The organism is Proteus sp. GOKU, assembly GCF_015475555.1.
Taxonomy (GTDB): Bacteria; Pseudomonadota; Gammaproteobacteria; order Enterobacterales; family Enterobacteriaceae; genus Proteus; species Proteus mirabilis_B.
Genome location: NZ_CP034105.1, coordinates 428,685 through 441,597, shown reverse-complemented (window position 1 = coordinate 441,597; position 12,913 = coordinate 428,685). Strand labels below are relative to the sequence as shown.

Here is a 12,913-nt window from a genome sequence, read left to right as displayed (position 1 = left end):
TCTGTATATCCACATTCTTATCGTTGAGAAAGTATTCTTTTCGATTGCATGGTTAGAAACCATTTTCCCGCCGTCAGGGGCGGGTTTTTTTATGGTTTTAAAAACGAAAATAATAACAAATAACGGGGTACTCTCGTTTTATCAGATAAATTCAAAAGCATCGCTAAATAGACGTGCTTTATCTGCATTACGCTCATTGCAAAAACGATCTCTGGCTATTTTTGCCATCTCAAAACGCCCTGCAATATAAATATCATATTCTGATAAATCACCAAAATCTTCGCTTATTGCCGTTAATACCGTACCTTTTCTGCCTCGCCATGTTTCATCTGGTTGCTCAACCACAGGAACCACAGACAAAGACGGATGTAATTCTGATAATTCTTGTAATTCATTGAGATCATAAAGATGAACGCTTTCTCTTCCGCCCCAATAAATCGTAATAGGTCGCTGTGGATTTTCAGCTAATGCAGCCAATAAAATTGAGTGGGTATAAGAAAATCCTGTACCGCCAGCAATTAATAATAGAGGGCGTTGACTCCCTTTTTTAAACCACGCATTCCCATGAGGGATATCAATGGTAAGCTGCTGTTTTTCTAATATCACATCAAGCACTGCCATCGCATAAAGATTGAGTTCAGACGCACCAATATGAAGTTCAATAAAGTCTTTGTTTTCAGGTATAGATGCAATAGAAAAAGGACGTTTATCACGTTCATCCATAACCGCTAAAAGATATTGCCCAGCCTGAAAATCAAATTCGCCATCGGGTAATAGCCTTACCCGATAAACCGTATCTGTCATCGGCTCAACAAGTGAGACTTTACAATTCAGTATTGCCATGTTGTTCCTCTGTTATTATTTAAGAATATCGAGCTGTTCCCAAATAGTATCGACTCGTTGCTTAACTTCATCAGACATCACAATAGGTCTACCCCATTCTCTATCTGTCTCACCCGGCCATTTGTTGGTAGCATCAAGCCCCATTTTTGAGCCTAATCCAGAAACAGGTGAAGCGAAGTCGAGATAATCAATAGGCGTATTTTCCATCATAATGGTATCTCTCGCAGGGTCCATTCTGGTCGTGATTGCCCAAATCACATCTTTCCAATCTCTTGCATTGACATCATCATCGCAAACAATCACAAATTTGGTGTACATAAATTGCCGTAAATAAGACCAAACTCCCATCATTACGCGTTTAGCATGACCTGCATACTGTTTCTTCATTGTCACAACCGCTAAACGGTAAGAACATCCTTCTGGAGGCAGATAAAAATCTACAATTTCAGGAAACTGTTTTTGTAAAATAGGAACAAGTACTTCATTTAACGCAACGCCCAATACTGCAGGTTCATCAGGCGGACGTCCTGTATACGTTGAATGATAAATTGCATCTTTACGGCGTGTTAAATGCGTAATGGTAAACACAGGGAAAGAGTCAATCTCATTATAATATCCTGTGTGATCACCATATGGTCCTTCTGGGGCTAATTCGCCCGGCTCAATGTAACCTTCAAGAATAATTTCAGCACTTGCAGGCACTTCAAGATCATTTGAAAGACATTTTACAACTTCTGATTTATTACCACGCAATAAACCTGCGAACGCATATTCAGATAAGGTGTCTGGTACAGGTGTTACCGCACCTAAAATAGTGGCAGGATCTGCCCCTAATGCTACGGAAACAGGGAATCGCTCACCGGGATGTTTTTGGCACCACTCTTGAAAATCTAAAGCACCACCACGATGCGATAACCAGCGCATAATCACTTTATTTTTACCCAGCACTTGCTGGCGATAGATACCTAAGTTTTGACGCTCTTTCAATGGACCGCGAGTCACCGTTAATCCCCAAGTAATTAAAGGCGCCGCATCTTCAGGCCAACAATGCATAACAGGGATCTTCGTTAAATCAACATCGTCACCGGTTAAAACCACCTCCTGACAAGGGGCTTTACTCAAGCGTTTTGTTGGCATATTTAAAACTTGCTTAAATTTAGGTAACTTATCAAAGAGATCACGAAAACCTTTCGGAGGATCAGGCTCTTTTAGAAAAGCTAATAACTTTCCAACTTCGTGTAGGGCTTTAACATCATCTTGCCCCATCCCCATTGCTACACGCTCTGGTGTACCAAATAAGTTACAAAGCACTGGCATATCAAACCCTTTAGGGTTTTCAAACAACAGCGCTGGCCCACCGGCACGTAAAGTTCTGTCCGCTATTTCGGTCATTTCAAGGTAGGGATCTATTTCATAGGTGATACGTTTTAATTCACCTTTTTCTTCTAATAATGAAAGGAAATCTCTTAAATCGCGGTATTTCATCATAATCTTACGAGCCAGTGAGTGAAAGAAAAGAGGGCTAATGCCCTCTTTGAGACGCTATAAGCTAAACGCATAACTCACTAAAATGCAATGCTTTTTATTTAGTAGCGTTCACTATACTTATAAACAGCGGAATGGAACCCACTCTGAAAGCAATTTAGTATCAAACTGTTCAGGGAATGTTTTTCCATGTTGGAAGATTTTAAAACCTTCATTTTTAGCGCTGTAATAATGTAATTCTTCACCTTGAATATATAAGTAACTACCTTCACGGATAGCCACGACAATCTCTTCAGGGTTAATTGCACAAAATTCTGCAATACGCTCATCGCGAGTTTCACCCATATGACCACTGATAGAAGCATCAATGTAATGTGGGTTAATTTGAACAGGGAATAAACCTAATGAAGGCATAATAACAGAAGAGCGTACTGGCATATCATTAGTAGTACGAATTGTTGGTGTTGCAACGTTACAACCTGCACTCCAACCAATATAAGGAATATTGCGCTCACGTACTGCACGTTGAATTGGAACAACCAATCCTTTTTCATGCAGCATTTGGTTTAATAACCAAGTATTACCACCACTGACTAAAATACATTCTGCATTGTTGATTGCATCAACTTCTGAATCAAAATGTTCAATACAAGTAACTTCAATACCTAACACTTCTGATAAATCACGAGCACGTTGATCATGATCGGAACGAATAACGGCATAAGCAATTAATACAGCAGAACGAATACCGCGTTTTTTAATCATGCTATCGATATTATCTTTTGCATAACTTAACCAACGTGGATCCCCGGCAATTTTTCCGTTACTTAATAAAAAAACTTCCATTACAGAACCTCTTTATAATTATGAACAAAATTCTAAGATAATTATCTTGAAAGCTTTTTCTTGTTTTTACCATCACTTTTTTGTCAACTTGTTACCTCTATCCGAGATCCAACTGAAAGTCACAAAAACAAGCCTTTTTATTGCGTATAAACACGGCTTTTTTGTTCTTTTTTCAGTATAAAACCACGTTACTCTATTTTTTATTTAATCCCTGATAGATACTGTTACCTTAATTATAAATTTGCTATCATCGCTTAAATTAAATTTAACTAACTTATTGTCTCTATTATGAAAAATTGGCACTTGCTGTATTGTAAACGAGGGCAAATTCCTCGTGCTATCGAACACTTAGAACGTCAGCAAGTGGGCTGTTTTACACCTATGGTAACCATAGAAAAAGTATTAAGAGGAAAGCGCACTACCGTAACAGAACCGCTTTTCCCTAATTACCTTTTCATTGAGTTTGATCCTGAAGTGATCCATACCACGACCATTAACTCAACCCGTGGCGTAAATTCGTTTGTTCGCTTTGGGCAATATCCTGTCACCGTTCCTCAAGATGTAATTGACACACTGCAAATACCGCAACTTTCTTCGCTAACTTATAGTGAAGAAAATGTGCCTCATAGTGGCGACAGTGTGTTAATTACAGAGGGTATTTTTCAAGGGATCAAAGCCATATATCAAGAGCCTGATGGAGAGACCCGTTCAATTTTGCTTTTGAATATATTAAATAGTGAAGTGAAAAAATCAGTAGGAAATAAAGAGTTTAAAAAAGAGTCACTCTAGAAAAAGTTAACCCAGCAATTGCTGGGCTAATATCATATTATTTTAGAAAATCGTTTCTAAAATTATTTTTGCTGTTCTGCTTCAGCTTCCGCCTCTGCTTCCTCAGGCTCTTCTTCAGATGCTCTTCTTCCCTTGCCTACATAAAAGCGCGATACCATGACACCGATTTCAAACAGTAAGTACATAGGTATTGCTAGTAAGGTTTGAGAGAAAACATCTGGCGGGGTTAATACCATACCAACAACAAAGGCACCCACAAGAATATAAGGACGTTTTTTCTTTAAGGCGTCTGGTGTTGTTACACCACTCCAGCACAGTAAAATAATCGCAATAGGTACTTCAAAAGCAGCACCAAACGCCATAAATAGCGTCATTACGAAACTTAGATATTTACTGATATCTGGAATAAAGTTAACCCCTTCAGGGGTTGTATTAACAAAGAAGCCAAACGCGAGAGGGAACACAACAAAATAAGCAAACGCCATACCGAGATAGAATAATACTGTACTTGAAACAAGTAATGGCAGCATTAAGCGGCGTTCGTGTTTATACAATGCTGGTGCGATAAAAGCCCATACCTGATAAAGAATAACAGGCACAGAAGCAAAAACGGATACCATGATTGTCAATTTAATCGGTGTCAAAAATGTAGAGGCAACATCCGTCGCACTCATATTTGACCCTTTTGGCAACTTTTCGAGTAATGGAGCCGAGACTAATTGATAGATATCGTTAGAAAAATAAACCAGCGCTAAAAAAACCACCAGAACTGACACTAAGCTATACATCAAACGCTTGCGTAGTTCTATTAAATGGCTGATCAGCGGTTGGGTATCATTTACTGCCATGTTTTAATGCTCACCATTGACCTGATCAGTTGTTTTTTTCTCTATTGTTACTGGTTGAGTAACAGGAACTTCTGTTTTTGTAACACTTTCTGCCACAGGTTTATGGCGATTAGCATCATCATTAACTTCATCAGCTTCAGCAAGTGCGGCTAAATCAGAAGGTGAAGGTTCCGTAGAGTCGGTTTTTACAGACTGCTCTTTCGTGGAGTCTGGCGTTGTAGGTGCTTGATAAGTTTGTTTTAAAGACTGTGCAGCCTCTTTTAACTCATCCATAGACGCTTTCAGCTCTGGCGATAGCGTTTGCAAATTTGCTTTCTCTTCAACTTTTTTCAAGCTCTCTTGGAGTTCTTGAAGTTTTAGTTCTTGAGTCAGTTCATTTTGCACATTCGCAGCCAAAGAGCGTAACGCCCTTACCCAGCCAGCAATTGTTTTTACTGCTACGGGCAAACGTTCTGGCCCCAGAAAAACAAGACCAATCACCATGACCAATAGCAGCTGACTAAAACCAATGTCAAACACGGTTTACACCTGCTCTTTGTTTTTGCTCTCAGTTGTAGACTTCTCTTCTGTTGAAGTCTTCTGCGCTAAATTTTTAGTATCAAAATCTGCGTCGTTATTTGTTTTTTCAGCGTTGTTGGTGTCTTTATCTGCAGCTTCGTCACCAATCGCTTTTTTAAAGCCTTTTACTGATGCACCTAAATCTGAGCCCAGTGTGCGCAGTTTATTTGTACCAAATAATAAGACAACGATGACAGCGATGATGAGTAATTGCCAAATGCTAATACCGCCCATTTTATGTTCCTCAACTATTTTCGGGGTTATACTTAATAACAGTGCCCATTATATACAACGAATTCAATTTTCGGGAATCTCGAATTCATCTTTTAACTTGCTCAAAGACAAACTTTGATGTGTTTTTATTGTGCATTACCAGATCTAAACCAACCCAAAATCCATGCAAGAAGGCCTAAACTGATAAAAACACTGAATAATGTTTTAAAACCAGAAACAAAAAACAGGCTACCGCATAAAAACAGTGTTGTACCTATACCCAATAAAAATAGAGACTGTCTCTGTTTGACTCTTTGCGAACTTATTTGTTCCGTCAATTTGTCTAGCGTTAACTTCATATTTTTATGTTGCTTCAGACTATCATAAACCAACTCTGGTATCTCTGGCATTTTTTCAATCCAGTAAGGCGCTTTGCTTTTTATACCATTCACTAGTGCCGTGATACCAATCTGGCTATGTAACCAATCTTCTAAGAAAGGTTTGGCTGTTTTCCATAAATCCAATTGTGGATATAACTGGCGACCAAGCCCTTCAACATAAAGTAATGTTTTTTGAAGTAAAACTAACTGCGGTTGTACTTCCATATTGAAACGGCGTGCTGTATTGAAAAGATTAAGTAACACATGTCCAAATGAGATTTCGGAAAGTGGCTTTTCAAAAATCGGTTCACACACAGTACGGATCGCAAATTCAAAATCTTCTACATTAGTATCCGCTGGCACCCAGCCTGAATCAACATGTAATTCTGCAACTTTTCGGTAATCTCGGTTAAAGAAGGCTAAGAAGTTTTCAGCTAAATAGCGTTTATCTTCTTTATTTAATGACCCAACGATCCCGCAATCAATACCGATATAATATGGATTTTCAGGGTGATCATAGCTAATAAACACATTACCAGGATGCATATCAGCATGGAAAAAACTGTCTCTAAACACCTGAGTGAAAAAGACTTTTACGCCACGCTCTGCAAGAAGCTTCATATTCGTCTTTTGTGCATTCAACGCTTCAATATCAGAAACGGGAATACCATAAATACGCTCCATTACCATCACGTTTTCATGACAATAATCTGAATACACTTCAGGAATATACAACATAGAGCTATTTTCAAAATTACGACGTAATTGAATAGCATTAGCCGCTTCACGCAGTAAATTTAGCTCATCGAGTAATGTTTTTTCATATTCGCGGATCACCTCTTTTGGTCGTAAACGACGACCATCAGGTAAAAACGGTAATAAATTTGCCAAGCGATACATCAAACGGATATCCGCTTTGATAACAGGCTGAATATCAGGACGAATAACCTTTAGTACCACTTCTTTGCCGTTTTCTTTTAATTTTGCAGTGTGAACCTGTGCAATAGAAGCGGAAGCTAGTGGGGTTTCATCAAAATCATCAAACCATTGGTCAATAGGGCCACCAAATGAGTTTTCGATATATTGTCGTGCTTTCTTACCATCAAAAGGAGCGACTTTGTCTTGCAATAAAGCAAGCTGGTCAGCAATTTGAGGAGGGAAAAGATCACGTCGAGTTGATAACATTTGACCTAATTTAATCCAAACAGGGCCTAATGTTTGCAATGCGAGTCGTAAGCGTTCACCTAATGGTTTTTCTGGATGTTTATTTTTGATCCAAAATAGTGCTCGGCATCCTAATCTTGCAGGTAAAGTAATTCGGTGTTTAGGAATTAACTCATCAAGCCCATAAGATAAAAATACCTGAATAATATGATAGAGGCGCTTTAACTCACTAAGGAGCATTATTTTTTCTCCAATGTGCCTAACCGTTTTTCCAGCTCGGCTGTTTGCTGTGCAAGTTCTTCTATTTCATCATAAAAATGGACTGTTTCTAATGCACTAGGTGCGGTTTTCCACTCTTCAATTAATGCGTCACGTAAATAATCTTTTTGGTGACTTAAGAGTGAAGAAAATAACTGAACACCCTTTCCTGCAACAACAGTCAGGCTTTGCGCTGCAATATCACCGATATAAGGTGCTAAATATTGCGCGGGATCCCACTGCGCCATATCCAATAATGCAGACCAATTTTGAACAACCTGCATATCACCATCAATAGTGATATCACCACGGTTGATTAGTTCTGACATTTTTTGGCGGTCACGAAGCTTAATTAGAGTTAATAATTTTGTTTTTATCAAACAATCAGTTTCATCATCCCACTGACTTAATACATCAACTTGTTGTTCACTAAAGACTAAGTAGATGGAACGAGGAAACTCATTGATAGAAAGCGCCAACACTTTGCCCGCAAGGCGATTGCGGGCAGGTTTAAGCACATTTTCCTGATATAAAACGTGATTAAGTGCTGTCTCCATTGATGCTGTTAGCAGCGGATACAGTACTTGAGAAGCAATATCATGAGAAAAAGTGGCTTTTTCCATCTCAGAATTTAAATCCTTTGTGTAATGCAACTATACCTCCGGTCATATTGGTATAGGTAACTTGATCAAATCCAGCTTCTTCCATCATACCTTTTAGCGTTTCTTGGTCTGGATGCATACGAATTGACTCCGTTAAATAACGGTAGCTTTCAGCATCATTGACAATCACTTGACCAATTTTGGGTAAGATATGGAAAGAGTAAGCATCATAAATCTTGCTTAAAGGATCAAGAACAGGTTTAGAGAATTCTAGCACCAGCAGACGTCCACCTGGCTTTAATACACGGAACATAGAACGTAACGCTTTTGCTTTATCTGTCACATTACGTAAGCCAAAGGAGATAGTGATGCAGTCAAAATGGTTATCTGGGAACGGTAACTCTTCAGCATTTGCCTGTACATAGTTAACATTACCCACAATACCGTGATCGCGTAGCTTTTCACGTCCCATTTTCAGCATTGAGTCATTGATATCAGCTAAAACAACTTCCCCATTTTCCCCCACAAGACGAGAGAATTTAGCCGTTAAATCACCAGTACCACCAGCAAGGTCAAGAACACGTTGGTTACGTCTAACACCACTTGCTTCAATGGTATAGCGTTTCCAAATGCGGTGAACACCGAAAGACATCAAGTCATTCATTAAATCATACTTAGACGCGACAGAGTGAAAAACCCTTGCAACCATGGTTTGTTTATCATCTTTGTCAACGGTTTGGAAACCAAAATCTGTTGTTTCCTTAGTTTGTTGAGTCATATTATTTGCCCGCTAATTAATCAAAATTTAGTAAATTCAGTACTGGTCGTTCTCAGAAATCGTTATCTCTTTATTTTATCAAATCAATCAGATGCTGATTTTTCAATGAGATCATTATCAATCGTTTTTTTTATCTCAACCCCTAAGGATTTAAAGCCTTCCGCTTGACTGATTAGATTTCCACGACCTTCAGAGAGTTTTTTCATCGCTAATAGATAGCCAGACTGCGCTTTTTGAATACTGTTTCCTAGCCCTTGCATATCATCAACGAAAAGTCTTAATTTGTCATACATTTTAGCCGCTCTGTCTGCAATTTCTTGCGCATTTTGGCTTTGATATTCATAACGCCATAATGCGGCTATTGTACGCAAAGCAACAAGTAAAGTAGATGGCCCAACTAACATAATATTGTTTTTCAATGCTTCTTCTAGCAAGTCTGGAGAATGACCAATCGCAACAAGATAAGCGGGCTCAATAGGTATAAACATTAAAACATAGTCTAAAGACGTTACACCCGGTAGTTTATGATAATCTTTTACACTCAATCCTTTAATATGCGCTTTAATTGAGTTCACATGCGCATAAAGCGCTTGTTTGCGTTCATTATCATTATCACTACTAAAATACTTTTCATATGCCACCAGCGACATTTTAGCGTCGATAATAACATCTCTACCATGAGGTAGATGCACAATTACATCAGGTTGATAGCGACTACCATTTTCATGTCGAATACTCACCTGTGTTTCAAATTCATGACCTTCACGTAATCCTGAAGACTCTAATATACGTGCTAATACTGTCTCGCCCCAGTTACCTTGAACTTTATTATCCCCTTTCAAGGCATTAGTTAAGTTAACGGCTTCTTGTGCCATTTTTACATTCAATTGTTGAAGCTGGCGAATTTCATGAACCAAGGTATGTCGCTCTCTGGCTTCTTGCCCAAAACCATCTTGAACTTGTCGCCGAAAGCTTTCGAGCTGTTCACGAAAGGGGGAAAGTAAGTGTGTCAATCCTTGGCGATTCAACTCTTCAGCTTTACGTCCACTTTGTTCGAAAATACGATTAGCTAAGTTCTCAAACTGCGTTGCAAGCCGTTGCTCACTATTTATTAATAATCGTTGTTTTTCTTCTGCGGATATTCGGCTTTCTTCCCAGCGAGTTGTCACTTCTCTTAATTCAGCTTCTTGAGAGGTAATAATTTCTCGCTGAGCACGTAATTCTTGCTCTAGTTGTTCTATATGTTGTTGTAAAGAAGGGATAATTACCGCTTTTTCTTGAGCGATAGCAAGCTGTGTATGATTTTCACGTAACATGGCTTCTTTATCGGATAAACGTTGTTGGATAGACCACCAAACCAACGCGCCTCCAACAAGTACACCACCTAATAAACCAATGATCCCATATAACAACTGAATATCCACTAAAGTGACCTTTTTACTTTCCAGCGGGCTACGTTAAAACGCATAGGTAATATTGTCTAGCAACAATTTACATCATGACTTGATTTGCGATAAAGGACGCAGTTATCCCATCCATTTCGCAAGCCATTGCAAACCAAAAGCACCGGGCGCCAAAATGCCAAAAGCCCAAATCATGGCTGATGTTAAATTAGCAATTTGAAAATAACGTTGTGGCATCGCACAAATACCCGCAACTAACGGAACAATTGCACGAAAAGGCCCAAAAAAGCGTCCAATAAACACCCCCCAAATTCCCCAACGATTAAAGAATTGATGACCTCTAACCAATGTTTGTGGTGAACGTGAAATTGGCCACAAATTTTTCACACCGTCTTTATAGTGAAACCCTACCCAGTACGATATCCAATCACCAAAGAAAGCGCCTAATGCAGCCGCAAGCCAAATCGGCCAGAAAAACAGGCCACTCTCACCAATTAAGGCACCTAATCCCAATAAAATAACCGTGGCGGGAATAAGCAAAGAGATAAACGCGAGTGATTCACCAAAAGCAAGAAAGAACACGATCGGAATAGCCCAGATCTCGTGCTCTTTTACAAAGAGGGTGATGGTATGAATAATGTCTTGTACTGTCAAAATAGAGACCTTAAATTCGGTTAACCTAAGTGAAATAAAATATTCTGATTAACCGAATATAAATCACTTCATTACTCTAGAAAATAATTTTGTAAGGCATCTCGGCTAGAAGCATCTAAACCGATATCTTTTTCTAGCCAAGTATCCACATTACCGTAATGCTGATTAATACTCGCTAATGCCGTTTGCAGAAACTCTTCTTGTACTGAATAAACATAGGCAAATTTATCAACAATGTTATCACTCATTGTTTTGGCATGTTCTTCTAAAAGATAAGCGCGATAAGGCGCTAATGTTTCATTGGTTAGCAAGTAATCTTCCATTACCACATCTAAAGATGCACCGAGTGCGAATAACACTAAAGCTGAGCCAACACCTGTTCTGTCTTTACCTACTGCACAGTGTTGCACTACGCCCCCCTTTTCGGGCTGCTTTAATAACGTAGCTAATTGTTTATAGGCAGGGTTGTTAATAGGTAACAATTTATATAGCTGAAACATAAAGGCTTTAGCATCAAATTGCTCAAGTATTTCAGGTGTCAGCTTTTCAAGATTGGCAGAGACTTCTTTGGATAACGGATTGGCGGGTGCATGATAATATTGCGCACCGTCCCAGACTCGGTCTGGTTTATCAACGATTTCACCAGTATCGCGATAATCAATGATTTGAAAAAGATTTTTATCAATGAGAAGAGATTGGTCTGTATTGGTTAATCTATCCAGCGAGCCTGAGCGAAAGAGCATTCCGGGTTTAATAACCCCACCGTTACTCAATTTTTTACCGCCTAAATCACGGAAGTTAATTCCGCCGACTAAAGGCAACACCGAAGGATGTGTTTGTAATATATCAGTCATAATGCCTCTTCTCATTGTTGTATTGTTAAGACCTCAAAGACCTTAACAGAAATCAGCGCCTGTTAACACATTAACTTGATGAATTACCATACAAAAAAAGCCCTTAATACTTATGTATTAAGGGCTTTCATATTTGATTAAAAAAAACTTATTTCATTAAAATGCGAGCGGCTTCGATAACGATACCTAGTGCATTATTTTCAGTTTTCTTCAGTAATTCCGCATCTGGAATTTCTTGTTGAGTACGGTTTACGATAACACCCGCAACCATACCTGCACGTAAACCTTGGCTTGCACACATTGTTAATAATGTTGCAGATTCCATTTCATAGTTCATTACGCCCATTTCTTGCCACTCTTTCATAGAGCCTTTGAAACGGCGAACAACACGACCTGTATAGGTGTCGTAACGTTCTTGTCCTGGATAGAATGTATCTGAAGATGCAGTAACCCCTACGTGTACAGTTGAGCCATTGTCTTTAGCGGCTTTATACAGTGCGTTCATACATTCAAAATCAGAAACAGCTGGGAATTCCATTGGTGCGAAATGTAAGCTTGCGCCATCTAAACGAACCGCAGCAGTGGTGACAAGGATATCACCTACATTGATATGCTCTTGAATTGCACCTGTTGTACCAATACGTAAGAAAGTACGGATACCTAACTGCGCTAATTCTTCAACTGCGATAGAGGTAGATGGACCACCGATACCTGTTGAGCAAACAATGACGGCTTTGCCATCAATTTCGCCACGCCATGACGTGTATTCACGTAAAGAAGCCAGATGAACTGGGTTATCCATTAATTTTGCAATTTTTTCAACACGCTTAGGATCACCTGGAACAATTGCTAAAGTGGCACCCTGTAGGTCATTTTTGGTTAAACCTAAGTGAAATACATCAGACATATCGGACTCCTCAATGGGACAAAACCAATGATCATTAAATTAAAAGTTACTGTATCAGTTTTCCAGACCTTTTTAGTGACTAACATCACTTACAAGGCACCAAACAAAGTAACAATTTCATAAAATTGCGACCATAATCACGAAAAATGGCATTCGAAATACATTTTCAGCGAATACATCACCCATATTCGCTTACTAGTATAGATGCAATAAAAACCCTAGCGAATATAAATACCCAAATACATACTCTAAATAATTCAAGATGTAGCTAGGCGACAAACGAACGAGTCGCTGGGAGCATACAATAGTATGTGACTAGCGCGAGAGAATA

General features: G+C 39.0%; 14 protein-coding genes. 1 reads left to right on the top strand and 13 read right to left on the bottom strand.

The window, feature by feature from the left end; translation table 11 throughout:
• Window positions 1-141: 141 nt before the first annotated feature.
• The 3 genes from fre to pepE all read right to left on the bottom strand — a co-directional run bounded on the left by fre (window position 142) and on the right by pepE (window position 3,174).
• The gene (gene fre / locus EHE21_RS02150) at window positions 142-843 is read right to left on the bottom strand and encodes an NAD(P)H-flavin reductase (RefSeq protein ID WP_194951715.1); all 702 of its coding nucleotides are present in this window, start codon (window positions 841-843) and stop codon (window positions 142-144) included.
• A 15-nt stretch (window positions 844-858) separates the two neighbouring features.
• Window positions 859-2,328: a 4-hydroxy-3-polyprenylbenzoate decarboxylase gene (gene ubiD / locus EHE21_RS02145; protein ID WP_088493899.1), complete on the bottom strand. Its 1,470-nt coding sequence runs from the start codon at window positions 2,326-2,328 to the stop codon at window positions 859-861.
• Between the two features lie 120 nt (window positions 2,329-2,448).
• Window positions 2,449-3,174, bottom strand: a complete 726-nt coding sequence (gene pepE / locus EHE21_RS02140; protein ID WP_023583493.1) for a dipeptidase PepE — start codon at window positions 3,172-3,174, stop codon at window positions 2,449-2,451.
• Window positions 3,175-3,462: 288 nt separating this feature from the next.
• Between pepE and rfaH the strand changes: the two genes are divergently transcribed.
• Window positions 3,463-3,963, top strand: coding sequence for a transcription/translation regulatory transformer protein RfaH (gene rfaH, locus EHE21_RS02135; RefSeq protein ID WP_088493900.1), 501 nt, complete (start codon window positions 3,463-3,465; stop codon window positions 3,961-3,963).
• Between the two features lie 62 nt (window positions 3,964-4,025).
• Here the strand turns inward: rfaH and tatC are convergent, their stop codons facing one another.
• The 10 genes from tatC to udp all read right to left on the bottom strand — a co-directional run bounded on the left by tatC (window position 4,026) and on the right by udp (window position 12,582).
• Entirely contained in the window at window positions 4,026-4,811 is a 786-nt protein-coding gene (tatC, locus tag EHE21_RS02130) for a Sec-independent protein translocase subunit TatC (RefSeq protein WP_165121748.1), read from the bottom strand.
• A 3-nt stretch (window positions 4,812-4,814) separates the two neighbouring features.
• On the bottom strand, window positions 4,815-5,330 hold the full coding sequence (gene tatB / locus EHE21_RS02125) for a Sec-independent protein translocase protein TatB (RefSeq protein WP_088493902.1): 516 nt from the start codon (window positions 5,328-5,330) through the stop codon (window positions 4,815-4,817).
• A 3-nt stretch (window positions 5,331-5,333) separates the two neighbouring features.
• Entirely contained in the window at window positions 5,334-5,603 is a 270-nt protein-coding gene (gene tatA, locus EHE21_RS02120; protein WP_006535549.1) for a twin-arginine translocase TatA/TatE family subunit, read from the bottom strand.
• 125 nt (window positions 5,604-5,728) lie between these two features.
• Window positions 5,729-7,366: a ubiquinone biosynthesis regulatory protein kinase UbiB gene (gene ubiB, locus EHE21_RS02115; protein ID WP_023583497.1), complete on the bottom strand. Its 1,638-nt coding sequence runs from the start codon at window positions 7,364-7,366 to the stop codon at window positions 5,729-5,731.
• Complete coding sequence (locus EHE21_RS02110) at window positions 7,366-8,007, bottom strand: ubiquinone biosynthesis accessory factor UbiJ (protein ID WP_075672295.1); 642 nt, start codon at window positions 8,005-8,007, stop codon at window positions 7,366-7,368. The genes ubiB and EHE21_RS02110 overlap by 1 nt, the downstream gene beginning before the upstream one ends.
• Before the next feature lies 1 nt (window position 8,008).
• Window positions 8,009-8,764: a bifunctional demethylmenaquinone methyltransferase/2-methoxy-6-polyprenyl-1,4-benzoquinol methylase UbiE gene (gene ubiE, locus EHE21_RS02105; RefSeq protein WP_075672293.1), complete on the bottom strand. Its 756-nt coding sequence runs from the start codon at window positions 8,762-8,764 to the stop codon at window positions 8,009-8,011.
• An 83-nt stretch (window positions 8,765-8,847) separates the two neighbouring features.
• Window positions 8,848-10,188: a DNA recombination protein RmuC gene (gene rmuC, locus EHE21_RS02100; protein WP_102949417.1), complete on the bottom strand. Its 1,341-nt coding sequence runs from the start codon at window positions 10,186-10,188 to the stop codon at window positions 8,848-8,850.
• Between the two features lie 102 nt (window positions 10,189-10,290).
• Window positions 10,291-10,821, bottom strand: coding sequence for a DedA family protein (locus EHE21_RS02095; protein ID WP_088493904.1), 531 nt, complete (start codon window positions 10,819-10,821; stop codon window positions 10,291-10,293).
• Window positions 10,822-10,892: 71 nt separating this feature from the next.
• Complete coding sequence (locus EHE21_RS02090; protein ID WP_194951714.1) at window positions 10,893-11,675, bottom strand: tyrosine-protein phosphatase; 783 nt, start codon at window positions 11,673-11,675, stop codon at window positions 10,893-10,895.
• Window positions 11,676-11,823: 148 nt separating this feature from the next.
• A complete protein-coding gene (gene udp / locus EHE21_RS02085; protein WP_023583501.1) occupies window positions 11,824-12,582 on the bottom strand; it encodes a uridine phosphorylase in 759 nt (252 codons plus the stop codon).
• Between the last annotated feature and the right edge of the window lie 331 nt (window positions 12,583-12,913).